Source organism: Neisseria sp. P0018.S001, from assembly GCF_051957355.1.
Lineage (GTDB): Bacteria > Pseudomonadota > Gammaproteobacteria > Burkholderiales > Neisseriaceae > Neisseria > Neisseria subflava_A.
Genome location: NZ_JBQCWN010000009.1, coordinates 26259 through 50785, shown reverse-complemented (window position 1 = coordinate 50785; position 24527 = coordinate 26259). Strand labels below are relative to the sequence as shown.

At 51.6% G+C, this 24527-nt stretch carries 25 protein-coding genes and 1 pseudogene; 12 read left to right on the top strand and 14 right to left on the bottom strand.

What is annotated here, in order from left to right:
• Nucleotides 1-11: 11 nt before the first annotated feature.
• Nucleotides 12-902 carry an NUDIX hydrolase gene (locus ACTHTJ_RS07490; RefSeq protein ID WP_070583778.1) on the bottom strand — a complete coding sequence of 297 codons (891 nt, stop codon included), beginning with the start codon at nt 900-902 and terminating at the stop codon, nt 12-14.
• Nucleotides 903-1025: 123 nt separating this feature from the next.
• On the opposite strand from ACTHTJ_RS07490, the gene ACTHTJ_RS07485 reads away from it, so the two are divergent.
• The 6 genes from ACTHTJ_RS07485 to ACTHTJ_RS07460 all read left to right on the top strand — a co-directional run bounded on the left by ACTHTJ_RS07485 (nt 1026) and on the right by ACTHTJ_RS07460 (nt 8915).
• The gene (locus tag ACTHTJ_RS07485; protein WP_070461258.1) at nt 1026-1610 is read left to right on the top strand and encodes a beta-class carbonic anhydrase; all 585 of its coding nucleotides are present in this window, start codon (nt 1026-1028) and stop codon (nt 1608-1610) included.
• An 18-nt stretch (nt 1611-1628) separates the two neighbouring features.
• Nucleotides 1629-2234: a nicotinate-nucleotide adenylyltransferase gene (gene nadD, locus ACTHTJ_RS07480; RefSeq protein WP_295863280.1), complete on the top strand. Its 606-nt coding sequence runs from the start codon at nt 1629-1631 to the stop codon at nt 2232-2234.
• A 58-nt stretch (nt 2235-2292) separates the two neighbouring features.
• Nucleotides 2293-2679, top strand: coding sequence for a ribosome silencing factor (gene rsfS, locus ACTHTJ_RS07475; protein WP_002246503.1), 387 nt, complete (start codon nt 2293-2295; stop codon nt 2677-2679).
• Nucleotides 2680-2787: 108 nt separating this feature from the next.
• A complete protein-coding gene (gene hrpA / locus ACTHTJ_RS07470; protein ID WP_083297173.1) occupies nt 2788-4182 on the top strand; it encodes an ATP-dependent RNA helicase HrpA in 1395 nt (464 codons plus the stop codon).
• Between the two features lie 138 nt (nt 4183-4320).
• A complete protein-coding gene (gene lpt3 / locus ACTHTJ_RS07465) occupies nt 4321-5898 on the top strand; it encodes a lipooligosaccharide phosphoethanolamine transferase (protein WP_141745150.1) in 1578 nt (525 codons plus the stop codon).
• 65 nt (nt 5899-5963) lie between these two features.
• On the top strand, nt 5964-8915 hold the full coding sequence (locus ACTHTJ_RS07460) for a DUF3418 domain-containing protein (RefSeq protein ID WP_083297172.1): 2952 nt from the start codon (nt 5964-5966) through the stop codon (nt 8913-8915).
• Between the two features lie 42 nt (nt 8916-8957).
• Here the strand turns inward: ACTHTJ_RS07460 and ACTHTJ_RS07455 are convergent, their stop codons facing one another.
• The 4 genes from ACTHTJ_RS07455 to ACTHTJ_RS07440 all read right to left on the bottom strand — a co-directional run bounded on the left by ACTHTJ_RS07455 (nt 8958) and on the right by ACTHTJ_RS07440 (nt 12726).
• Nucleotides 8958-10262 (bottom strand): hypothetical protein, encoded by a 1305-nt coding sequence (locus ACTHTJ_RS07455; RefSeq protein ID WP_070583774.1) that lies wholly within the window; start codon nt 10260-10262, stop codon nt 8958-8960.
• A gap of 419 nt (nt 10263-10681) precedes the next feature.
• Entirely contained in the window at nt 10682-11452 is a 771-nt protein-coding gene (locus ACTHTJ_RS07450) for a ParA family protein (RefSeq protein ID WP_049336841.1), read from the bottom strand.
• 67 nt (nt 11453-11519) lie between these two features.
• The gene (rsmG, locus tag ACTHTJ_RS07445; RefSeq protein ID WP_036493627.1) at nt 11520-12149 is read right to left on the bottom strand and encodes a 16S rRNA (guanine(527)-N(7))-methyltransferase RsmG; all 630 of its coding nucleotides are present in this window, start codon (nt 12147-12149) and stop codon (nt 11520-11522) included.
• Between the two features lie 82 nt (nt 12150-12231).
• On the bottom strand, nt 12232-12726 hold the full coding sequence (locus tag ACTHTJ_RS07440; protein WP_003749363.1) for a hypothetical protein: 495 nt from the start codon (nt 12724-12726) through the stop codon (nt 12232-12234).
• Between the two features lie 430 nt (nt 12727-13156).
• Here ACTHTJ_RS07440 and ACTHTJ_RS07435 point away from each other — a divergent pair, with 430 nt between their 5' ends.
• From ACTHTJ_RS07435 to ACTHTJ_RS07425, 3 genes are all read left to right on the top strand, one after another.
• Entirely contained in the window at nt 13157-14629 is a 1473-nt protein-coding gene (locus tag ACTHTJ_RS07435; RefSeq protein WP_049329291.1) for a malate:quinone oxidoreductase, read from the top strand.
• Between the two features lie 143 nt (nt 14630-14772).
• On the top strand, nt 14773-15555 hold the full coding sequence (trpC, locus tag ACTHTJ_RS07430) for an indole-3-glycerol phosphate synthase TrpC (protein ID WP_070583768.1): 783 nt from the start codon (nt 14773-14775) through the stop codon (nt 15553-15555).
• A gap of 63 nt (nt 15556-15618) precedes the next feature.
• A complete protein-coding gene (locus tag ACTHTJ_RS07425; protein ID WP_070583765.1) occupies nt 15619-15990 on the top strand; it encodes a DUF488 domain-containing protein in 372 nt (123 codons plus the stop codon).
• A 72-nt stretch (nt 15991-16062) separates the two neighbouring features.
• On the opposite strand, the gene ACTHTJ_RS07420 is transcribed toward ACTHTJ_RS07425, so the two are convergent.
• The 5 genes from ACTHTJ_RS07420 to argG form a co-directional block, all read right to left on the bottom strand.
• Nucleotides 16063-16695: a DUF421 domain-containing protein gene (locus ACTHTJ_RS07420; protein ID WP_070583762.1), complete on the bottom strand. Its 633-nt coding sequence runs from the start codon at nt 16693-16695 to the stop codon at nt 16063-16065.
• A 12-nt stretch (nt 16696-16707) separates the two neighbouring features.
• Nucleotides 16708-17157, bottom strand: a complete 450-nt coding sequence (locus ACTHTJ_RS07415; protein ID WP_070583758.1) for a DUF3290 domain-containing protein — start codon at nt 17155-17157, stop codon at nt 16708-16710.
• Between the two features lie 129 nt (nt 17158-17286).
• The gene (locus ACTHTJ_RS07410; RefSeq protein ID WP_049330864.1) at nt 17287-17502 is read right to left on the bottom strand and encodes a hypothetical protein; all 216 of its coding nucleotides are present in this window, start codon (nt 17500-17502) and stop codon (nt 17287-17289) included.
• Complete coding sequence (locus tag ACTHTJ_RS07405; RefSeq protein WP_003749376.1) at nt 17495-17710, bottom strand: DUF4177 domain-containing protein; 216 nt, start codon at nt 17708-17710, stop codon at nt 17495-17497. The genes ACTHTJ_RS07410 and ACTHTJ_RS07405 overlap by 8 nt, the downstream gene beginning before the upstream one ends.
• Nucleotides 17711-17753: 43 nt before the next feature.
• Nucleotides 17754-19097 (bottom strand): argininosuccinate synthase, encoded by a 1344-nt coding sequence (gene argG / locus ACTHTJ_RS07400; RefSeq protein ID WP_070583756.1) that lies wholly within the window; start codon nt 19095-19097, stop codon nt 17754-17756.
• A gap of 110 nt (nt 19098-19207) precedes the next feature.
• Between argG and ACTHTJ_RS07395 the strand changes: the two genes are divergently transcribed.
• The 3 genes from ACTHTJ_RS07395 to ACTHTJ_RS07385 are packed head-to-tail and all read left to right on the top strand — an operon-like array spanning nt 19208 to nt 21597.
• Nucleotides 19208-20008: a competence/damage-inducible protein A gene (locus ACTHTJ_RS07395; RefSeq protein WP_070583754.1), complete on the top strand. Its 801-nt coding sequence runs from the start codon at nt 19208-19210 to the stop codon at nt 20006-20008.
• The gene (locus ACTHTJ_RS07390; RefSeq protein ID WP_049343735.1) at nt 20008-20634 is read left to right on the top strand and encodes a phosphatase PAP2 family protein; all 627 of its coding nucleotides are present in this window, start codon (nt 20008-20010) and stop codon (nt 20632-20634) included. The genes ACTHTJ_RS07395 and ACTHTJ_RS07390 overlap by 1 nt, the downstream gene beginning before the upstream one ends.
• Nucleotides 20635-20646: 12 nt before the next feature.
• Complete coding sequence (locus ACTHTJ_RS07385; RefSeq protein WP_070583752.1) at nt 20647-21597, top strand: YheT family hydrolase; 951 nt, start codon at nt 20647-20649, stop codon at nt 21595-21597.
• Between the two features lie 93 nt (nt 21598-21690).
• On the opposite strand, the gene ACTHTJ_RS07380 is transcribed toward ACTHTJ_RS07385, so the two are convergent.
• The 4 genes and pseudogenes from ACTHTJ_RS07380 to ACTHTJ_RS07365 form a co-directional block, all read right to left on the bottom strand.
• The gene (locus ACTHTJ_RS07380) at nt 21691-21987 is read right to left on the bottom strand and encodes a helix-turn-helix domain-containing protein (protein WP_003680641.1); all 297 of its coding nucleotides are present in this window, start codon (nt 21985-21987) and stop codon (nt 21691-21693) included.
• A gap of 404 nt (nt 21988-22391) precedes the next feature.
• A pseudogene (gene map, locus ACTHTJ_RS07375) lies at nt 22392-23195 on the bottom strand (type I methionyl aminopeptidase); the annotation flags it as partial.
• A 39-nt stretch (nt 23196-23234) separates the two neighbouring features.
• A complete protein-coding gene (locus ACTHTJ_RS07370; RefSeq protein ID WP_070583748.1) occupies nt 23235-23840 on the bottom strand; it encodes a hypothetical protein in 606 nt (201 codons plus the stop codon).
• 67 nt (nt 23841-23907) lie between these two features.
• Nucleotides 23908-24519, bottom strand: a complete 612-nt coding sequence (locus ACTHTJ_RS07365) for a BON domain-containing protein (RefSeq protein ID WP_049330858.1) — start codon at nt 24517-24519, stop codon at nt 23908-23910.
• Between the last annotated feature and the right edge of the window lie 8 nt (nt 24520-24527).

The window sequence follows — 24527 nt, the reverse complement described above, 5'->3', positions numbered from 1 at the left end:
TCAGACGGCCTTTAAAAATGGGGTCGGCAACGGATGCTGTCGAGCCATGCGGACAGCGGATGTTTGGGGTCGATTAAGCCGTATCGACGGCAGGCTTCGATCGTGACCAACTGGGCATCGTGCATCATGTGTCCGCCCAACATGGCATCGATCAGGGTGGGGATGTCCATCAGTTCAAAACCGGCGACTTCGCCGTCTTGGTTGGCAGGTTGGAAGCCTTCGGGCAGGACGATGTCGAAGATATACAGGATTTCGTTGTGGACACCGCGGTTAACGGGGCGCAAACTATATATTTGGGCAGTCGGTCGGATATGGGGGGTTAAGGAAGCGGGAATGCCTGCTTCTTCTTCACCTTCGCGACAGACAGCTTCAGACGGCCTCTCGCCGCTGCTGATGCCGCCTCCGGTCAGGTTGTCGAGTTTGTTTGGATCAACGGCTTTGTGCGGACTACGGCGGCCTATCCAAAAGCGCAAACCGTTTTCTGTTTCGACCAATCCGTTCAAATGCACAGCCTGACTCATCAGGCCGAACGGACGGAAGGCGGCGCGTTCTAGTGCGCATAAAGGCTTGCCCGACTGGTCGCAGATGTCAAACTTTTCACCGCGCCAACCTTTGAGCCAACCGCACTCGCGCCATTGTTGCGCCAGCGTTTGCAAACTGTCGCCCATTTCTGCCCAGCTGTCGGTTTCCAAATTCAGGCCGTCTGAAAGGGTTGACTGCCTGCCTGTCCAATCTTGCCCGAGGCGTTCGCGCCATGATGGGTTCAGATGGCCTAAAGGCAGGCTGTTGAGATACAGAATGCACCAATCGTCGGATGCGCCATAGCTTGTTTGCGCCCAATCCCACAATGCGTCGTGGATATCGGGTGTGAATACTTGTTCAAAACGGAAAGACTGAGACATGGCGCATCCTCCAAAAGAACTAAAGATACGTCGATTTTAGCCGTTTACGGCGAATTTGCAAAACAACCATACCCCCTGAAAACCGCTATAATAGAGTAAATCATCCGAAACGAGCACATCATCATGAGTGAATTGACCGATATCCTTTCCTACAACCAACGTTTCGTTGAATCGGGAGAGTACGAAAAATATTTCACCAACAAATACCCCGGCCGCGAGCTGGCCATTCTTTCCTGCATGGACGCACGCATTATCGAATTGCTGCCCAATGCTTTAGGATTGAAAAATGGTGACGCCAAGCTCATCAAAAACGCCGGTGCGCTGGTGACCCACCCTTGGGGTTCGGTGATGCGCAGTTTGTTGGTTGCCGTATTTGAACTCAAAGTCAAAGAAATCATGGTCATTGCCCACCACGACTGCGGTATGCGCGGACTACACGCCGAAGAGTTCCTCCAACGCGTACATGACAGCAATATCCCCGACGACCGCATCGAAACCCTGCGCAATGCCGGTATTGATTTGGACGGCTGGCTGACCGGTTTTGACAACGTCGAAGACAGCGTGCGCCATACCGTCGAGCTGATTCGCAAACATCCGCTGATGCCCGACAACATCGCCATCCACGGCCTGGTCATCCACCCGACCACCGGCAAGCTCAACCTGATTGTTGACGGCAGCCTGCCTGCTTCAGACGGCCAAAACATCTAACGCAAACACCACCACGAAATGAAAAACATCGGATTATTCGGCGGCACGTTTGACCCCATTCACAACGGCCACCTCCACATCGCCCGCGCCTTTGCCGACGAAATCGGTTTGGATCTCGTCGTCTTCCTGCCGGCAGGCGACCCGTACCACAAAGACAGCACGCGCACGCCGGCACAAGAGCGCCTCAATATGGTTGAACTCGCCATCGCCGACGAGCCGAAATTCGCCGCCAGCGACTGCGACATCGTCCGCGACGGCGCGACTTATACGTTTGATACCGTCCAAATCTTCCGCCAGCAATTTCCCGGCGCGCAACTGTGGTGGCTGATGGGCAGCGACAGCCTGATGCAGCTGCACACATGGAAAAAATGGCAAACCCTTGTGCGCCAGACTAATATCGCCATCGCCATGCGCCAAGGCGACAACCTCAACAAAACCCCGCGCGAATTGCACGCATGGCTCGGCGAAGCCCTGCAAAACGGCAGCGTCCGCATCCTCAACGCGCCGCTGCACAACACCAGCTCCACCCAAATCCGTGCCAATCTCGCCAAAACCCACCATTCAGACGGCCTGCCGCAACCCGTCGCCCAATATATCCGCCAACACAAACTCTATGAAAAATAGCGTTTATTCAGGCAGATAAGCTATAATGCCGTCTGAAAACATTTCAACTAGGAAAATAATGAACGAACAAGAATTGCAAGACCTGCAAAAAATGGTCGAAGTGGCCGTAAACGCCCTCGAAGACATTAAAGCCAAAGACATCTCTGTTTTGGAAACCCAAGACAAAACCTCCCTGTTCGCCCGCATGATTATCGCCAGCGGCGACAGCACGCGCCAAGTCAAAGCATTGGCGAACAACGTTGCCGTCGATTTGAAAGAAGCCGGTTTTGAAATCCTCAGCACCGAAGGCGACAGCGGCGAATGGACGCTCGTCGACGCAGGCGACCTCGTTGTCCACGTCATGCTCCCTGCCGTGCGCGACTTTTACGACATCGACACCTTGTGGGGCGGAGAAAAACCGAGTTTCCACGCCGGTATGCAAAAACCTTGGCACGCCGCCGACTAAAACGGTTTATCCATACAAAGGCCGTCTGAAACTTGAAAGCAAGCAAGTTTCAGACGGCCTTTTGCTATAATTCCATTCTTTTCACATTATTCAATTTATTGCACCATCATGCCACAACCCGATTTCGCCCAAACTCTCTCCAAAGACCGCCATTTTCTGCGATCTGCCTTTAAAAACCCCAATAAATACGGCGGCTTGGCCAAGGTTGAGGAAAAATACAAAAAATCGCACGACCTCTATCTGCAACGCCTGTCCAAACTGCCCAAGCCCGAATTCAACAACACGCTGCCCGTTCACGAAAAACTCGACGAAATCAAAAAAGCCATTGCCGAGAATCAGGTAACAATTATTTGCGGCGAAACCGGTTCGGGCAAAACCACGCAGCTGCCCAAGATTTGTTTGGAACTCGGACGCGGGGCGGCAGGATTGATCGGGCATACCCAGCCGCGCCGTTTGGCCGCGCGTTCCGTAGCAGAGCGGATTGCCGAAGAGCTGAAATCCGAAATCGGCAGCGCGGTCGGCTATAAAGTGCGCTTTACCGACCACACCTCACGCGATGCCTGCGTCAAGCTGATGACCGACGGCATCCTGCTGGCGGAAACCCAGACCGATCGTTATCTCACCGCCTACGATACGATTATCATTGACGAAGCGCACGAGCGCAGCCTGAACATCGACTTCCTCTTGGGCTATTTGAAACAACTGCTGCCGCGCCGCCCCGATTTGAAAGTCATCATCACCTCGGCAACGATAGACGCAGAACGCTTTTCCCAACACTTCAACGGCGCGCCTGTGCTGGAAGTAAGCGGACGGACGTATCCTGTTGAAATCCTCTATCGACCGCTGACCAGCAAAGACGAAGACGATGCAGAAGTCGAGCTGACCGACGCGATTGTCGATGCAGCCGACGAATTGGCACGCTATGGCGAAGGCGATATTTTAGTATTCCTGCCGGGCGAACGCGAAATCCGCGAAGCCACCGAAGCCTTGCGCAAATCCACACTGCGCCGCAACGACGAAATCCTGCCCCTGTTCGCACGCCTGTCGCACGCCGAACAGCACAAAATCTTCCACCCTTCAGGCGCAAAACGCCGCATTGTGTTAGCAACCAACGTCGCCGAAACCTCGCTCACCGTGCCGGGCATCAAATACGTCATCGACACCGGCCTCGCGCGTGTCAAACGCTATTCCGCGCGGGCAAAAGTGGAGCAGCTTCATGTCGAAAAAATCTCCCAAGCCGCCGCGCGCCAACGCTCCGGCCGCTGCGGCCGCGTCTCCGCAGGCGTGTGTATCCGACTGTTTTCAGAAGAAGATTTCAACAGCCGCCCCGAATTCACCGACCCAGAAATCGTCCGCAGCAACCTCGCCGCCGTCATCCTGCGCATGGCATCACTGAACCTGGGCGACGTAGCGGCATTCCCATTTTTAGAAATGCCCGATTCGCGGTATATCAATGACGGTTTTCAGGTGTTGCTGGAGTTGGGTGCGGTGGAGTCCGTCTGAAAATAAAATCTTTCTTAATCAAATGGCAGGCCATGTTTCATTTTCAGACGGCCTAAATCATTGAGAAACTAAAAACTATCGAAAAGGGAATATTGGGTTTTAAAACTCAATCGGTAAATTTTTTATTGTGAAATATTAATGATGAAAAAATCTTTCTTCACGCTTGTTCTGTATTCGTCTTTACTGACTGCCAGCGAAATTGCCTATCGTTTTGTATTCGGGATTGAAACCCTGCCGGCTGCGAAAATTGCAGAAACGTTTGCACTGACATTTGTAATTGCTGCGCTGTATCTGTTTGCGCGTTATAAGGCTTCACGATTGCTGATTGCGTTGTTTTTTGCGCTCAGCATCATTGCCAACAATGTGCATTATGCGGTTTATCAAAGTTGGATGACAGGCATTAATTATTGGTTGATGCTGAAAGAGGTTACCGAAGTCGGCAGCGCGGGCGCGTCGATGTTGGATAAGTTGTGGCTGCCTGCGTTGTGGGGCGTGTTGGAGGTCGTGTTGTTTTGCAGCCTTGCCAAGTTCCGCCGTAAGACGCATTTTGCCGCCGATATATTGTTTATTGCGGCGATGTTATTGATTTTTGGACGTTCATTCAGTACGACGCAGGAACACGGTATTTCGCCCAAACCAACATACAGCCGCATCAAAGCCAATTATTTCAGCTTCGGCTATTTTGTCGGGCGCGTATTGCCGTATCAGTTGTTTGATTTAAGCAAAATCCCTGTGTTCAAACAGCCAGCGCCAAGCAAAACCGGACAAGGCAGTATTCAAAATATCATCCTGATTATGGGCGAGAGTGAAAGCGCGGCGCATTTGAAATTGTTTGGCTACGGCCGCGAAACTTCGCCGTTTTTAACCCAACTTTCGCAAGCCGACTTTAAGCCGATTGTGAAACAAAGCTATTCCGCCGCTTTGATGACGGCTGTGTCCCTGCCCAGCTTTTTTAATGCGATACCGCATGCCAACGGCTACGAGCAAATCAGCAGCGGCGATACCAATATGTTCCGCCTCGCTAAAGAGCAGGGCTATGAAACGTATTTTTACAGCGCGCAGGCTGAAAACGAGATGGCGATTTTGAACTTAATCGGTAAGAAATGGATTGACCATCTGATTCAGCCGACGCAGCTTGGCTACGGCAACGGCGACAATATGCCTGATGAGAAGCTGCTGCCCTTGTTCGACAAAATCAATTTGCAGCGGGGCAAGCATTTTATTGTGTTGCACCAACGCGGTTCGCACGTCCCATACGGCGCATTGTTGCAGCCTCAAGATAAAGTATTCGGTGAAGCCAATATTGTGGATAAGTACGACAACACCATCCACAAAACCGACCAAATGATTCAAACCGTATTCGAGCAGCTGCAAAAGCAGCCTGACGGCAACTGGCTGTTTGCCTATACCTCCGATCATGGTCAGTATGTGCGCCAAGATACCTACAATCAAGGAACGGTACAGCCCGACAGCTATCTTGTGCCGCTGGTGTTGTACAGCCCGGATAAGGCCGTGCAGCAGGCTGCCAACCAGGCTTTTGCGCCTTGCGAGATTGCCTTCCATCAGCAGCTTTCCACGTTTCTGATTCACACGCTGGGCTATGATATGCCGGTTTCAGGTTGTCGCGAAGGCTCGGTAACGGGCAACCTGATTACAGGCGATGCAGGCAGCTTGAACATTCGCGACGGCAAGGCGGAATATGTTTATCCACAATAAGTGGCGTGAAAACCAATAAAGACAAATTTAGATGATGTCGGGGAAGATGCCCGACCGACAAGACTATGCAAAATATGAAAAACCAAGTACGCGGATCAGGCATGGATGCCCGATCCAACCCAGCCAATATTTCAGACGGCCTGCAAAACAGTTCGGGCCATATCGGTGCCAACACGCGCTACCGTCTGACCAAACTCGGCGAGCAAATGGCGCGCCTGCCCATCGACCCGAAAATCGCGCGTATTTTGCTGGCGGCGAAGAAACACGACTGCATGGCAGAAATATTGGTGATCGCGTCCGCACTGTCGATTCAAGACCCGCGCGAGCGGCCGTTGGAAGCGCGCGATGCCGCGGCCAAGGCGCATGAACGCTTTACCGACAAGCAATCTGACTTTCTTGCCTATCTGAATATTTGGGACAGCTTCCAGCGCGAGCGCGACAAAGGTTTGTCCAACAAGCAGCTGGTGCAGTGGTGTCGACAATATTTCCTATCGCATCTGCGTATGCGCGAATGGCGCGAGCTGCACCACCAGCTTGCCCAAACCGCGATTGAAATGGGTTTGACCACCAAAGAAGCCGCGTTTCGACAACCTCCTACCCAAGAACAATTAAGGCCGTCTGAAAACCAAGGCGACCAAGATTTGGCGGCCAAGCTCAAACAAAAACAACTGGATAAGAAACAACACCGCGCCCAAATCCGTGCCGCCAAAGAAGCCGGCTACGAACAAATCCACCGCGCCCTGCTCACCGGCCTCATCGCCAACGTCGGCATGAAATCGCCCGACGGCAACGACTACACCGGCGCGCGCGGCAGCCGTTTCCACCTTTTCCCGGCATCAGCCCTGTTCAAAGCCAAACCCAAATGGGTGATGGCGGCAGAATTGGTTGAAACCACGCGCCTTTACGCGCGCGATGTCGCCGTTATCCAGCCCGAATGGATCGAGCAGGAAGCGCCGCACCTCGTCCGCTACCATTATTTCGAGCCGCACTGGGAACAAAAACGCGGCGAAGTCGTCGCCAGCGAACGCGTGACGCTTTACGGCCTGACCGTATTGCCGCGCCGCCCCGTGTCTTACGGCAAAGTTGCGCCCGAAGAAGCGCGCGAAATCTTTATCCGCGGCGCATTGGTGGCGCAGGAAAGCAATCTTCAGACGGCCTTTTTTGCCCACAATAAAAAGCTGATTAAAGAAATTACCGAACTCGAACACAAATCGCGCAAGCAAGACGTATTGGTCGACGACGAAGCCCTGTTTGCGTTTTATAACGAACGCCTGCCCGAGCTGGTGTGGAAAGACGCGAAAGGCGGCATTTGGGGAAGTGAAGAGGGCGGACAAACCCAGTCGGACAAGACAGTCGATCAAAACGGACAAGCAAACCAGCGCAACGCAGGACGTGTGGCGCAAGCCGCGCACGCAGATGCCAATGATGCGGACAACCGCGAGCGTGAACCGAGTTTACATACCCGACAAAATGTTTCAGACGACCCCAAACCTAAAAAGCAGCCAGCATCTCAAAAAGGCCGTCTGAAACCTTTGCCCCTTGCCGATATCCGCACCTTTGAAGCCTGGCTCAAAACTGCCGAGCGCGACAATCCGCGCCTGTTGTTCCTCAGTCGCGACGATTTGATGCAACACGCCGCCGCGCACATTACCGAAGAGCAGTTCCCCAAATTCTGGCAAACCGCAGACGGCAAGTTCAAACTTTCCTACCGCTTCGAGCCGCACCATCCGCTCGACGGTGTGACCATGACCGTGCCGCTGACCGTCCTCAACCGCCTGCACGCGCCGTCGCTCGAATGGCTGGTGCCCGGTATGTTACGCGAAAAAATCCAGTTGCTGATTAAAGCCCTGCCGAAGCAAATCCGCCGCATTTGCGTGCCCGTCCCCGATTTCATCACCAAATTCCTCGAAAGCAATCCCGACCGCCAAGCGTCCATCATTCCCCAGTTGGCGCACTTTATCGCCAAAAGTGCCGGCGATATGCGGATTCTCGAGCAAATCGACCAAGACGCATGGGCGGCGCAAGAATTGCCCGAACACTGCTATCTGAATCTGCGCATTATCGACGACGGAGGACAAGAGCTTGCCGGCGGCCGCAAACTGCACGAATTGCAACAACAACTCGGCCAAGCCGCCGCCGTCACCTTCCGTGACAACACCCAAGAATTCGAGCGCGACAACGTGACCACATGGGACATCGGCACCCTGCCCGAATCCATCAAATTCGCCCGCGGCAAACAACAGCTCACCGGCTACCTCGGCCTGCAAAAAGAAAAAGACGGCCGCATCGCCCTGCGCCTGTTTGACACCACCGAAGCCGCCGAGCAGGCACACCGTCAAGGCGTAATCGAATTGATGAAGCTGCAATTAAAAGAACAAGTTAAAGACCTGAACAAAGGCATCCAAGGCTTTACCCAAGCCGCCATGCTGCTCAAACACATCAACGCCGACACCTTGCGCGACGACCTCACCCAAGCTGTCTGCAACCGCGCCTTTATCGGCGAAGACGAGCTGCCGCGCAACGAAAAAGCCTTCAAAGAGCAAATCAAACGCGCCCGCAGCCGCCTGCCTGCCGTCAAAGAAGCCCTCAGCCGCTACTTGCAGGAAACCGCCGCCGCCTATGCCGAACTCAACAGCAAACTCGGCAAACACCCATTGACTCACCTCCTAAGACTACGCCTGCAAACCCTGCTCGCCGCCGGCTTTGCCACCCACACCCCGTGGGCACAATGGCCGCGCCTCCCCATCTACCTCAAAGCCATGACCCTGCGCCTTGAAAAATACAGCGGCAACCCCGCCCGCGACGCAGCCCGCGAAGCCGATATTCAAGAACTGGAACAAATGTGGCAGGAGAAAACCGACAGCTTGGTAAAACAAGGACAACCCATTTCAGACGGCCTTGCAGCGTTTAAATGGATGATTGAAGAATTGAGAGTGTCGCTGTTTGCGCAGGAATTGAAGACACCGTATCCGGTGTCGGTGAAGAGATTGTTGAAGGAGTGGGAAAAAGAAAAATAGAAGATGGAAAGGCCGTCTGAATTTATTCAGACGGCCTTGTTGTTACAGTTCCATCATAACCATTTTCATAGTCATTTCACATCCGGTATATGCGGCAGAACTTTTACCTACCTTTTGAGGGTCATAATAATTATCTTTGATAGTTCCAACCAACATTTCATATTTAGAGAAATCATTAATTAAATCCTCAACGTTTATTGCCCAGCGGACATTATCGTTTTCATCAATTATGATTAATTCATGAAAAGCACAAATAAATGGTAAGATATAACCATCTGGATATTTATAATCACTCTCTTGTTGATAAAACTTGGTTAGAAATTTTTTAGAATCATCTTTTACCTTCTTGACAGCGGTGATTCTTCCAAATCCTGGTGAGAAATTATTATATGCATCTGGAAATTTTTTATATACGAGATCATAAAATTTTGGAATATCATTCATTAATCCAAGAGCATTGTTAATAACTTTAGGTAAGTTTCCCTGTTGGTCTTTATATTTTTCAATAATTTTAGAATAAATATCTACACATTGTGACTTGGAGTTATAAATAACAGATGGATTAATTGAATTTATCTTCTTTAGCATGCCACGTTTTTGTAATGCAATAAAGGGGATTAGAGCTAAAGCAACAATATCTTCACGTTTAATACGTTTACCAGCCTCGTTATCTTTCCATGCAATGAGATTTACAAGTTTAGGGTCAATATATTCTTTCAAATTATCATAATAACCTCGATGGTCAGCTTTAGTTCCAGCTGTTAGTGGGGAGTTATTATTTCGTGCATCTGAAATTTCAAAAACTAATTCAGCAAAATCAAAGTCAACGTCTTTAGTAGGATAAATAATTTCTACAGGTATGGTAAAATTTTGTTTTTTAACAAAATCTTCTAATAAATGACTATATTTAGTCCATGCCTCAGAAAAATCTTCCCAACATTTAATTTTTTGCACGTCAGATGGAATTTGATTACTTTGAGAATCATGATACTTCTCTAATAAAAAAGTCCCTATGGCTAGCATGTTATGTCCACCATCTAAGACGCCGTCTGTTTTTTCATCTTCAAAACTTAATCGGAATCTGCCGCGTTCTAATGGCTCACATTTTTGAGTAGATACTAGTAATCCTTTAGTTCTATTAACCATTTCTTCAGGAGCACTATTTAAAGTATCAATAATAGATGCAGTAACTTTATTCTTTTTAGATTCTCTAGGGTTAGCTGTTAAGCTAACACGATCTAATAATTTAGATATATTCTCAGCATTAATGATACATAAAGCTTTTTGGATCTTACCGAGATTAAAAACAACTGAATTTTCAGTTTTTAAGATAATCGAATTTTTCATTAAAAGATATCCTATTTTGGAAACTAAAATAGGATAGTAGGCATACCACAATAAATATTATGGTAGAAATAGATATATGGAATTTTATACGCCTAGCTATCCAGCTTTTTATGCTCCTTATCCAAGGAGCGGCAACCCTCTTATCCAAGAGAGTAGAGAAATTATTCCATAAAATTATTATTATTTCAAATATTATGAATGTAAAATTATGTATTTGGCGTAGCACGTAGCCTGCAACCGCATGCGTGCCTTAAGGCACATATCCTACAAATGAATCACAAAGAATTTGAAATTTATGTGTAGGGTGTGTGCGGTACGCACGCACGCGGTCTTTTAAAAATGTTCTTTCCAATCAAACCAAAGGCCGTCTGAAAGTATTTTCTACCTTTCAGACGGCCTTTTTATATTCATATCCCTGTTTATTTTTCCAATCGTGCAATCAGTTCATCGGCCAAGTCGAGATAAGCCTGCGTGCCTTTGGCGTGGGCATCGTAGGCGAGGGCGGGGAGGCCGTGGCTTGGGGCTTCGGCGAGGCGGATGTTGCGGGGGATGACGGTATCAAAGAGCAGGTTGCCGAAGTGTTGTTTGAGCTGTTCGCTGACTTCGACGACGAGGCGGCTGCGGCTGTCGTACATGGTGCGGACGATGCCGGTTACGTCGAGGTCGGGGTTGATGGCTTGGCGGATTTTACGGACGGTGGCCACTAGGTCGGAAATGCCTTCGAGGGCGTAGTATTCGCAAAGCATGGGGACGATGACGCCGTTGGCGGCGACCAGGCCGTTGAGGGTGAGCAGGGTCAGGGACGGGGGACAGTCGATGAGGACGTAGTCGTAGTCGTCGGCAACGAGCTGCAGGGCGTTTTTGAGGCGGATTTCGCGTGCGATTTCTTGGACGAGTTCGACTTCTGCTCCGGCCAGTGTGCGGTTGGCGCCCAATACGTCGTAGCCGCCTTCTTTGCTGCGGACGACGGCGTTGGGGATGTCGGTTTCGCCGAGTACAACTTGGTAAACGCCGTTTTCGATGGTGGCTTTGTTGATGCCGCTGCCTGTGGTGGCGTTGCCTTGGGGGTCGAGGTCGACGACGAGGACGCGGCGGCCTTTGGAGGCCAGGGAGGCGGCTAGGTTGACGGTGGTGGTGGTTTTGCCGACTCCGCCTTTTTGGTTGGCGACGGCGAGGATTTGTGCGCTCATGTGCTTTGCTGTCGTGTTAAGTGTGGATGGCTGGATTGTACCGTTATTCGGTATGCTTGGGTTGTTTTCAGACGGCCTTTTTGCGGATGATGACGATATGGCGTTCGGCATTGAGTTGGGGGACGTGCAATGCTTCGACTTTTTCGACGGCGACGCTTTCGGGCAGTTTGTCGATTTCTTCTTGCGGGTATACGCCTTTCATGGCCGCCCAGTAGCCGCCGTCTTTGAGGAGGTGCTCGGTCCAGTTGACGAAGTCGGCGAGTTCGGCAAAGGCGCGGCTGGTGATGACGTCGGCGCGGCAGTCGGCGGCGGCTTCTACGCGGCCGCTGATGACGCGGACGTTTTTAAGGCCGAGTTCGATGACGGCTTGTTGCAGAAAGGCGGTTTTTTTGGTGTTGGCATCGAGGAGGGTGATATCGAGGTCGGGGCGGCAGATGGCGGTGGGTATGCCGGGCTGTCCGCCGCCGGAGCCGACGTCGAGCATGGTTTGCGCGTGTTCGATATAGGGCAGGAGGGTCAGGCTGTCGAGCAAGTGATGGCTGACGGTTTGGGCGGGATCGCGCAGGGCGGTCAGGTTGTAGGTTTTGTTCCACTTTTGCAGCAGGGCGGCATAGTCTAGCAGTTTGGCCTGTTTGGCTTCGTCGATGTCCAAACCCAGTGCCTGTATGCCGTCGCGGAGCTGTTGCGCCTGATTCATTTGTTATTCCTTAATGGTTAAAACGCGTTGGATGTAATGGTAACGGAAAGCATGCCGTCTGAAAATGTTTGCGCCTGTTGAATCAACGTTTCATCTTGTGAAAGACGATGGGCTGCTCCGGCGCGCGCGTGAGCTGTTTGGGCAGGGTCAGCATGGCGATGATCCACACGGAGAGGGTGTAGTAGAACACGCCTTGTCCGCGCATACCGGCCAATGCGGCATTGCCTAAGATGGCTTCAAAAATCAAGCCTGCCGCCGCCGAGGCACACGCTGCGACCCCGGCAAGGAAGATGGCGTAACGCGAATGCCGGCGCATCATTTTTTTATACGCCAGCTTGGTCAGTCCGCCGGCAATCGGCAGGTTGAGGAAGGCAAACATGCCGCAGACGAACCATGCGACGGAATCCTGCCAGCCGCTTTGCCATGCCCATGCGCCGTCTTTGACCGTGACCAGCAGCCCTTGTCCGTCTGAAAAGGCGATTTGCACGATATTGTGCAATATCATCGCCAGCGGCAGGGTGAGGAACATCAGTGCGACCAATAGGGGGCGGTAGGGCTTTTCTTGTGTCAGATACATGGCGGTTTGCCTTGTTGTGGGATAAGTCGAAATGATAGCAGATTGGCGGTTGATTCACGTTTGTTAGCGCTGAAATTGCTGACAAAAACGGTCAATTAAAAAAGAAATGAAAAATTCTTTTTTCTTGGCAAACGTTGGCAGATAAAGGTTAAGAAAACGTTTTCAGACGACCTAATCTCTTATTTTTATATGAACCGAACAGAAAATCTTTGCATTTCTCCGTAAAATCTACTAAATTCTCAATAACATATTATAAAGACCTGAAATCTGGAACCCAAACCGAAACTGCCTTCCGCCATTTACGCTCGGAAACTCAGCAGGCAACAAAAGTTTCACACACTACAAAAAAAACAATTCCTCTGAAATCAGTTGTTTATAATGATAGATAACCACAAGGCAAACCATGCCTGACTTTAGTAGGAGTAAAACCATGGCTGAAGCAACCGATGTCGTATTAGTAGGCGGCGGCATTATGAGCGCCACTTTGGGCGTATTGCTCAAAGAACTCGAACCATCTTGGGAAATCACCCTGATCGAACGCTTGGAAGATGTAGCGTTGGAATCATCAAATGCATGGAACAACGCCGGTACGGGACACTCTGCGCTGTGTGAATTGAACTATGCACCCCTGACTGCCGATGGCACGATCGATCCAACCCGCGCCCTCAATATTGCCGAACAATTCCATATCAGCCGCCAATTTTGGGCGACTTTGGTCGAAGAAGGCAAACTGACCGACCGCACTTTCATCAATTCCGTCCCCCATATGTCGCTGGTGATGAACGCCGACCATTGCAGTTATCTGCAAAAACGTTTCGACGTGTTCAAAAACCAAAAACTCTTTGAAAAAATGGAGTTTTCTACCGACCGCGCCAAAATCGCCGAATGGGCGCCGCTGGTTGTCAACGGCCGTGATGAAAACCAATCCATCGCCGCCAACTACTCCGCCGAAGGCACAGACGTCGATTTCGGCAGCCTGACCCGTCAGATGGTCAAATACTTGAGTGACAAAGGCGTAAAAATCAAATTCAACCGCCATGTCGACGACCTCAACCGCGAATCGGACGGCGCATGGGTGCTGAAAACCAGCAGCACCAAAGACGATGACGACCCGTTGACACTCCGCACCCGTTTCGTCTTCCTCGGCGCAGGCGGCGGCGCACTGACCCTGCTGCAAAAATCCGGTATCCCCGAAGGCAAAGGCTACGGCGGCTTTCCGGTTTCCGGCCTCTTCTTCCGCAACAGTAATCCCGAAACGGCCGCGCAACACAACGCCAAAGTGTACGGCCAAGCCTCCGTCGGCGCGCCCCCTATGTCCGTTCCGCATTTGGATACCCGCAACGTGGACGGCCAACGCCATTTGATGTTCGGCCCGTATGCAGGCTTCCGTCCCAACTTCCTCAAACAAGGCTCGCTCATGGATTTGCCGATGTCCATCCACATGGACAACCTCTATCCTATGCTCCGCGCCGGTTGGGCTAATATGCCGCTGACCAAATACCTCTTGGGCGAATTGCGTAAAACCAAAGAAGAACGCTTCACTTCGCTCTTAGAGTATTATCCGGAAGCCAATCCTGACGATTGGGAACTGATTACCGCCGGTCAACGCGTACAAATCATCAAAAAAGACCCGAAAAAAGGCGGCGTACTCCAATTTGGTACCGAAATCGTCGCTCATGCCGACGGCTCGCTGGCCGCATTGCTGGGCGCGTCCCCAGGCGCATCAACCGCCGTACCTTTGATGATTAAGCTGATCAACCAATGCTTCCCAGATCATGCCGAATCATGGTCAGGCCGTCTGAAAGAATTGGTGCCCGGCTACGGTATCAAGCTGAACGACAATCCGTCTTTGGCGGACGAAATCATCAGCCACAACGCGTCCGTTTTGGGCATTCATCACTAAATTGAAGCAGACACAAAGGCGGGCATTCTTGCCCGCCTTTTTTCAAACCATTAAAATAGCGGCATTCAGGCCGTCTGAAATCTAATCTGCAGCAGCATGTTGCACGACTCAAACCCGAAAATCAGCCCCAATAGAAAAACGCCATGACCGATATTCTCAACAAAATCCTTGCCACCAAAGCAGAAGAAGTGGCCGCCCAAAAAGCCGCCGTTTCCTTGGAAGACATCAAAGCCAAAGCGCAGGCTGCCGCGCCGGTTCGCAGCTTTATCGGCTCGATCCGTGAAAAACACGCGCAGAATCTGCCTGCCATTATTGCCGAAGTCAAAAAAGCCAGCCCGAGCAAAGGCCTGATCCGTCCTGATTTTCATCCTGCCGAAATCGCCGTTGCCTATGAAAAAGCGGGTGCGGCCTGTTTGTCCGTGTTGACGGACGAACCTTATTTCCAAGGCTCGCCGGAGTATTTGAAACAGGCGCGTGCGGCCGTGGCGCTGCCGGTCTTGCGTAAAGATTTCATCATCGACGAATACCAAATCTATCAGGCGCGTGCGTGGGGTGCGGATGCGGTTCTTCTGATTGCCGCCGTATTGGAAGCCGGGCAGCTTGAGCGTTTTGAAGCCGTTGCCCACGAATTGGGCATGACTGTCTTGTTGGAATTGCACGATGCGTCCGAGCTGGAAAAATGCCGCAACATGACCACGCCGCTGTGGGGCGTCAACAACCGCAACCTGCGTACGTTTGAAGTGACCCTGCAACAAACCCTCGACCTCTTGCCTGAATTGAACGGCAAAACCGTTGTAACCGAAAGCGGCATCCGCAACAAAGAAGACGTCGATTTCATGCGCAGCCATGGCGTGCATACTTTCCTGATCGGCGAAACCTTTATGCGAGCCGACGATATCGAAGCCGAAGTCAAAAAACTGTTCTAAACCTAAAAAACATCAGGCCGTCTGAATTTTCAGACGGCCTGAATCCATTGGAGACGAGAAAAAATGTTTACCGTACAGCGCATTTACGCCTATCAACCCGATTCTAAACAAACCGCCGTCTTTATCGACCGCCTCTATCCGCGCGGCGTCCATAAAGAAGTTTTCGCTACGGCGCTTTGGCTGAAAGACATTACGCCCAGTGCAAACCTGCGTCGCTGGTATCACGAAAATCCGGCTGAGAATTTTGACAGTTTTGTCAGCCGTTATCATGAAGAGCTGCAAGGCGATGCCGAGCAGGCCGCCATCAAGCGGCTGCTGGATTTGGAGCGGCAACACGGCAATATCCTGTTGCTGACCGCCGTCAAAGATCCCCGACATTCCCACGTCTCTGCGCTGGCTCAATTTTTGGGTGCAAGGTTTGAATATCGCGATTAAAAAATCAGTGTTTGGATTGAATATAAAAAGGCCGTCTGAAATCAAGGTTTCAGACGGCCTGCTATTTTCAAATCAAGAAGGATAACGGTGTGCCACCAATTTTCCGTCTATGTATTCGCCGATATAGACTTGCGAGGCTTCAAGGTGGAGGCGGTCGAGTTCCTGTTGCAGCCATTCTTCATCACGCTTAATGATTTCGAGGATGTCGGGGTCGACTTGGCCGTCTGTAATCAGCGGATAGCGCAGGCTTTCGTCGCCGTACTTAATGACGGCGAGCTGGCCGTTTTGTTCCATCACGGCACGTTTGACGGCAGAGATTTCGTAGATGCCGGCGGCGCGGAGTTTGAACATGAGGTCGTGTGCGCTGATGCCGTTTTTCATACATTCTTCTGCTTGGACTTTTCCGTTGACGATGATCCAAACGGATTTGCCGTCAATGATGGATTTGACCCAGCGGTTGTGGTTTTTGATGAATTTCAGGCTCAAGACCAACAGCGTCCACAAAATCAGTACGAGGAAAAATTGCAACAGGCCGACGCTGTCGCTGTAAATCACGCCGCCGATGATGCCGCCGAGTACAAAGTTTTGTACTTGATCCATGGCGGAGGTCGGTGCGAGGTTGCCTTTGCCTAAGAGGTTGATTTGCAAAATCAAACCTAAAATACCCATCAGCAGTTTGAGGGCGAGCAGAGAGTATGCTTCCATGTGTGTATCCTGTTATTCTTTATCGATGAGTTCGATATTGTTGTTGACCAGATTGATGGGCGTCAGTGTGTAGGCGGAGAAGTCTTGATTGAAATGGACTTCGTAATATTGGCTTTTGATGCCGATAATCATGCCGTTGGATAGGCGCGTGCTGTTGACGATGATGTCTTGTTTTTCAACCTTTTGGTTTTCGATTAAGGCATCGAGAAAGCCAACCATGCGCGAAGTGTCGGCGGCGAAGTGTTGACGTTCGCTGTACGAAAGATATTGCGTGCCGCAGATGAGGACGAGTAGCAACAGCGCAATAATGCTCAGGTCGCGGTATTTGGTGTCCATACGGTGGCGCAGGTATTGCGATACGGCGAGCAAGAGTATGACGAGGGCGGCGAAAATCAGGACGTATTTCAAGTAGTCGTTGAAATACATATGGTTTTCAAGATAAAAGTGGGAAAAGAATTTCATGGTATTCAGTGGCTTTGAGGGGGGTAATAAGGCCGTCTGAAACATAAATTTCAGACGGCCTTGTCTATTAAACAAGGATGTTGCGTCAAGGTTTCGGATAAAGCATACATGGCGCTTCCCGAAGTAGCATCAGTTGATAAATCCGTCGTCTTTCATTTTCTTTTCGGAAAAATACTGGCTGATGACCAGTAAGCTGGCCAGAATGATAATGAAAAGACCTGCCATGGTCAGGGTGATTTTGAGAAACAAATCGGCATCGACGAAGGAAAACCAAAGTTGCAAAATCAAGAGCAACACCCAGCTGACGAATAATCCGAGACAGGCATAGACGCCGAGTTTAAACACGTTCTTTTTCCAAAATGACGACGTAGGCTTCACGCACGAAAAACAGCAGCATGCGGCGCTGGTCTTTTTCCATAGTAACGACCTTCCAGCCTTGCGAAGCATGGCTATTGAGGAAATCGCTGAATTTGACCGGATTGATTTTGGCGCTGCCGAAAACCAAACTGGACAGCAGGTTCTCTTGATAAATGACGGCCTTATATTCTTTCATTTTATTCCTTTGAAAAATAAGGGGGCTTTCAAGCCCCCTGATTCTACTCCTTATTGTTCAACTGCGGTAATACGGAGCCTTCGCCCAAGGACAACAAACCGCTTTGCGAGTAAATACCCAGTTTGGCGCGGGTGTCGGTAATGTCGAGGTTGCGCATGGTCAGTTGGCCGATGCGGTCGAGCGGGGTGAACGCGGCGTCTTCGACTTTTTCCATACTCAGGCGTTCCGGTTGATAGGTCAGGTTGGGCGATTCGGTGTTCAGAATCGAGTAGTCGTTGCCGCGGCGCAGTTCGAGGGTTACTTCGCCGGTGATGGCTTTGGCAACCCAGCGTTGGGCGGTTTCGCGCAACATAAGGGCTTGGCTGTCGAACCAGCGGCCTTGGTAGAGCAGGCGGCCGAGGCGCAGGCCGTTGATGCGGTATTGTTCGATGGTGTCTTCGTTGTGGATGCCGGTCACCAAACGCTCGTAGGCGATGTGGAACAATGCCATGCCCGGGGCTTCGTAGATGCCGCGTGATTTGGCTTCGATGATGCGGTTTTCGATTTGGTCGCTCATGCCCAAGCCGTGGCGGCCGCCGATGCGGTTGGCTTCGAGGAAGAGTTCGACAGGGTCGGCGTATTCTTTGCCGTTTAATGCAACCGGCACGCCTTCTTCAAAGCGTACGCTGACTTCTTCGGGTTTGACTTCGACGTTTTCGTCCCAGAAGGCAACGCCCATGATGGGCTTAACGATTTTGATGCCGCTGTTGAGGAATTCCAAGTCTTTGGCTTCGTGGGTGGCACCCAGCATATTGGAGTCGGTAGAGTAGGCTTTTTCAACCGACATTTTGTAGTTGAAGCCGTTGGCAATCAGAAATTCGCTCATTTCGTGGCGGCCGCCGAGTTCGTCGATAAATTGTTGGTCGAGCCAAGGTTTGTAGATTTTCAACGCTGGATTGGTCAACAGGCCGTAGCGGTAGAAACGCTCGATGTCGTTGCCTTTGTAGGTGCTGCCGTCGCCCCAGATATTCACATCATCTTCTTTCATGGCGGAAACGAGCATGGTGCCTGTCACGGCGCGGCCCAGAGGCGTGGTGTTGAAGTAGGCGATGCCGCCGGTGGAAACGTGGAACGCGCCGCATTGGATGGCGGCGATGCCTTCGTGTGCCAACTGCGCGCGGCAGTCAATCAGGCGGGCGTTTTCTGCGCCGTATTCCATCGCTTTTTTAGGAATGGCGTTGTAATCGTCTTCGTCGGGCTGACCGAGGTTGGCGGTGTAGGCGTAAGGCAGCGCGCCTTTGAGTTTCATCCACAGTAGTGCGGCAGAGGTATCAAGACCGCCGGAGAAGGCGATGCCGACTTTTTGACCGATGGGGAGATTTTGTAAAATGGTATGGTTTTGGCTCATTGGGATTCCTCCAGACTTGAAAAGTTGAAACCATTATCTTATAAATGGAATACATTGTCAGCAATTAGGCCGTCTGAATGTTCGGAGAGCCGTATTAAAGAAACCTTATCATGAACGCTTTTAACCTTATTATCATCGGCGACGAAATCCTGCACGGCAGCCGTCAAGACAAGCATTTCGCCTTTTTCAAATCCCTGCTGGAATCGCGCGGGCTGAAGCTCAATCAGGTGCAATACTTGCCCGACGAACCTGATTTGTTGATTAAACAACTGCGCCGTAGCTTTTCAGACGACCTGCCGACTTTCGTTACCGGCGGTATTGGTTCTACGCCTGACGACCACACGCGCCAAGCCGCAGCGGCCGCTTTGGATTTGCCCGTCGTCCGCCATCCCGAAGCCGCCAAGTTCATCGAAGCCGTTACCCTGAAACGCGGCGAGCCTCTTGACGCCCCCGAACACGCCCAACGCCTGAAGATGGCGGATTTTCCCGAAGGCGCGGAATTGGTGCCCAATCCGTTTAACAACATCGCCGGATTTTCCATCCGCGAGCATTATTTCTTCCCCGGTTTCCCTGTGATGGCGCACCCGATGGCCGAATGGGTATTGGAAACTTATTACGCCGACCGCTTCAACCAAACCGAACGCGGCAGCCGCAGCGTGTATGTGTTCGACCAACCCGAATCACGCATTACGCCGATTATGGAACATCTTGAACGTACCTACGCCGGTATCCGTTCGTACAGCCTGCCCACAGTGGGCCGTACTGATTCAGACGGCCGTTATACTCCGCCGCATATCGAGTTCGGCATCAAGGCGGAAGGCGAGGCCTGCCGCTTGCTGGATGCGGCGTGGGAAGATGCGTTGCAGGGTTTGCAGGCGATTGGTGCGACTTTGAAAGAAACGGTGGAATAATGCACTTATCCCCAGCCCAATCCAGACGCGCACTGACTTTTGCCTCTTTGCTGTTTTTACCGCCTACCCTCATCATCGGCATTTGGCTGGCGCAATATGGCGGCTTTGCTTTTGAGCCGCCGCTGATGCACGCCGTCCATGCCCATGCGGGCACATGGTTTGACCCGATTGCCACCGTGTTGCATTATCTGGGCAAAACCCCGATTGCCGTGCCGCTGATCGGCGCAGTCGCCGCAGCCCTGTATTTTGCCGATAAGAAGCGCGAGGCACTGTTTTGCGTGTTGGCGGCATTGGTGCCGACTTTGAATATGCTGATTGTGAAGGTATGGTTTGCCCGCGAACGTCCGCTGCTTTGGCCGCGCCTGATTGAAGAGAGCAATTTTTCCTTCCCCAGCGGCCACAGTACGTTTTCCGCCGCCATTGCCGTCATGCTGATATTGCTTTGCCGCCGCACGCGCTACCGCCGCGCCGCTTGGATAGGCGGTATTTCCTTTGCCCTGTTGACCGGGTTTTCGCGCATTTATTTGGGCGTGCATTATCCCACCGACGTTTGGGCAGGTTGGACAAACGGCACGCTGACTGCCTTGCTGGTGTATATGCTCATCTTCAGGCCGTCTGAAAAATAGAAGAAATAAATCATGAATACACGTTCACCCAACACGCCTTATTGGCTCAGAAACGGCCATGCCGAGACCCTGTTTGCCAAGCTGCTGCAAGGCAAGGCGCCCGACTACCGCCGCGAGCTTCTGCCCGACAGCACCGGCAAAACCCAAGTTGCCTACGATTTTGTCGACAGCGCCGACCCCGATGCGCCGTTAGTGGTTTTGTTCCACGGACTGGAAGGCAGCAGCGAGAGCCATTACGCGGTCGAATTGATGAAAGCCGTACAGCAGCGCGGTTGGAACGGCGTGGTTGCCCATTTCCGCAGTTGCGGCGGCATAGCAAACACCGCACCTGTGTTCTACCATCTCGGCGATACGCCCGAAATTGCCTTTATGCTCAACACGCTGGCACAACGCTATTCAACCATCTACGCCGTCGGCGTTTCTTTGGGGGGCAATGCCTTGGCCAAATATTTGGGCGAGCAGGGCGACAATGCCATTCCGCGCGCTTCTGCCGTCGTTTCTGCACCGGTTGATGCTGTGGCGGCCGGTACGCGTTTTGATCAGGGCATGACGCGACTGATTTACACGCGCTATTTTTTAAATTCGCTGTTGCCGAAAGCCCAGGCGATTCCTCAGTTTCAGACGGCCTTAAGCCAGCAAAACTGCAAAACGCTTGGCGATTTTGACGACCGCTTTACCGCGCCGCTACACGGTTTTGCCGACCGTCATGATTACTACCGCCGCAACTCCTGCAAACCGTTTCTGAAAGGCGTGGATACGCCGTTGCTGCTGCTCAATGCCGTCAACGACCCTTTCCTGCCGCCGGAAGCCCTGCCGACCGGGCGGGACGTATCCTCGGCCGTTACACTGCTGCAACCGGCATACGGCGGTCATGTCGGCTTTGTCAGCCGCGATCAAGGCCGTCTGAATTTGCAATGGCTGCCGCAAACTGTGTTGGACTATTTCAAACAGTATCAGCCGTAAATAGAAAAGGGCATGTATGCGACATGCCCTTAGGGTATAGAAAGTAAAAAGGCCGTCTGAAAAGAGTTTCAGACGGCCTTTTGAATAGCTTGATTATTTGCCTTTGTTGTCGGCTTTGGCTTCTTTTTTCAGAGAAGCGTACAACTCAGGATCGCGGTTTTTCAGCAGGGAAGCAACGGCCAGGTCATCACGGTTAACTTTAGCCAAATCTACGCGCTCGATGTGTACCAAACGCAGCAATTCACGTACAGGTTTAGGCATATTGCGGCCGGACTCGTAACGGGAACCACCAGATTGAGTCACACCAATGCGACTCCAGAAGTCCATTTGGTTCAGGCCGAGTTTTTTACGGATATCGCGGATATTTTCAATTTTTTCGAACGATTTCATGAATCTTCCTTATTGTGGTATTTAGTGTATGCCATTAGGCATAAAAAAGGTCTGCAAGAATGCCGGCATCCTTTTCCCTATTGTTTTTTGGGGTGATATGTGGGCGTATTGCAAATGGCTGATCTAGATAATTAGACAGTATATTCGAAAGAAGTTTTCTGCTGTCTGCCATAATTTGTGTAAATATTTCTTAATTCATTATTTCAGTAAAATTTTGTTATATAAATCATTAAATTATGCGTTTATCTTAGATATGGCATAAGCAAATTTTTACATAATTAAACAATTCAATCTGGGTAAAAACTTAATTTCGAGTTTTTATTCGGTTTTCTGGATTGAGAATGCGAATAAATTTTAGGCCGTCTGAATCTATGTTTTCAGACGGCCTGAAGGTTTTTTCAAGGTTAAGGCTTACCGCTGGTAGGGCTGACGGTGAGGATTTCGTAGCCGGTTTCGGTAACCAAAACTTCGTGTTCCCATTGGGCGGAGAGGGAGCGGTCTTTGGTGACCACTGTCCAACCGTCGTTCAGGATGCGCAGATGGCGTTTGCCTTGGTTGATCATCGGCTCGATGGTGAAAATCATGCCCGGTTTGAGGACGAGGCCCTCACCTTTGCGGCCGTAGTGGACCACTTGCGGCGCTTCGTGGAAACCGCGGCCGATGCCGTGTCCGCAGAATTCCTGTACTACGGAGTAGCCGGCATTTTCGGCAACCTGCTGGCAGGCATAGCCGACATCGCCGAGGGTGGCGCCGGGTTTGACCGCTTCGATACCCGCCATCATGGAGGCGTGGGTCACGTCGATCAGGCGTTGGGCAATCGGTGAGACTTTGCCGACGGTAAACATACGGCTGGAGTCGCCGTGGAAGCCGTCTTTTTTAATGGTCAGGTCGATGTTGACGATGTCGCCTTCTTTCAGCGGCTTGTCGTCGGGAATGCCGTGGCAGATGACGTGGTTGACGGAGGTGCAGCAGGATTTCGGGTAGGGCGGGTTGCCGTAGTTGAGTGGGGCTGGATAACCGCCTTGAACGTTGACGTGGTAGTCGTAAACGAGTTTGTCGATTTCGTTGGTGGTTACGCCGGGTTTGACGAATTGGCCGATGTAATCGAGGGCTTCGGCGACCAAGCGGCCGAGTTCGCGCATTTTTTCGATTTCTTCGGGGGTTTTGATGATGACTTTGTCCATGAGGTTTCCTTCTTGTTTCAGACGGCATAGAGGCCGTCTGAACGGGACGGGTGTGCCGTCTGTTTAAAACAGGTTGTCGAGATTGTCTTTATTGCGCGGTTTGGCTTGTGGTTTGGCCTCAGGCTCGGCTTTCGGAGTCGGTTTGGACTCGGGGACTTTGGCTTTTGCCGGTTTGTTTTCTACCGCTTGTGCGGCAGGTTTGCTGTCTGCGGCTTTGTTTGCTACCGGCTGGCTGTCTGCTTGAGGTGTGTTTTGAGCGGCAGGGCTGCTGTTGTCGGATTGTGTGTTTTCTGATTTGTCGGCTTCAGCGCGTTTGTTTTCAGTGCGTTTGCTGCGGTGTACAGTGGAGCGGTCGTTTTTTGCACCTTCTTCCGCTTTTTCGCCTTTTTCGTCTTGTGGGACGACAGGATTGCCGGAGGCGGTTTTTGCGTCGCCGTCTTTGGCAGGTTGAACGGTTTCAGGTTCGACTGCGCCGTTGGGGCGCCAAACTTCAATGCGTGTGTCGGTTTGTTCGGCAGGACTTTTTTCGGGTACGTCGGTTTTACCGGAGTTTAGGGTGCTGAATACGCCGGCAACAAGGGCTGCGATGGCGATAAAGCTGACAAGGAATAAAGCGCGGATTAGGTGTTTGGGCTTAAGTTGGAAAGGGGTTTTATTATTCTTTGACATGATGGGTCGGGTAATCGTAGGAGGAATGGCCGTCTGAATATTCAGACGGCCCCGGGTTGCCTGTGAATCAGTTGGCAACGTAGTTTTGATAGAGGGTCACGACTTTTTGTACACCAACGGTCGTGCTGACTTTTTGGGTCACGCGGGCTTGTTCGTCAGGCGTGAGGATGCCCATCACATAGGTCACGTTGCCGTAAGTCACGATTTTGACGCGTGCTTGGGTGGCCGGGCTGAGGCCCAACAGGGTCGCGCGGACTTTGGATGTGCCCCAGGTGTCGTTGGTCACGTCGCCGAGCGAACGCGCTTGCGAGGCGACAGTAATGTAGTTGTACACGCCTTCTGCGGCTTGTTCGGAACGGGCGATGCGTTCAACAAATTGTTTTTCGCCTTCGGTGGCCACTTGGCCGAGCAGGAGCAGGTGGCGGTTGTAGCCGACAACGTTCAGTTTGGGCTTGTAGCCTTCGACTTGGTTGTTTTGGCGCAGGTAGGAGCGTGCGGTGGTTTCGACGCGCAGGGCCATAACGTTGTCGTCGGTTTGCGCGCCTGTAGTGCGGCGGTCGACGGCGGATTTGGTGCCGACGGCAGCACCGCCGATCAGTGCGCCGACGCAGCCGCTCAGACTCAGGCTCAAAAGGGTCGCAGTCAGAACGGGGAGGGCGTAGCGTTTGATATTCTTCATATCCTTTT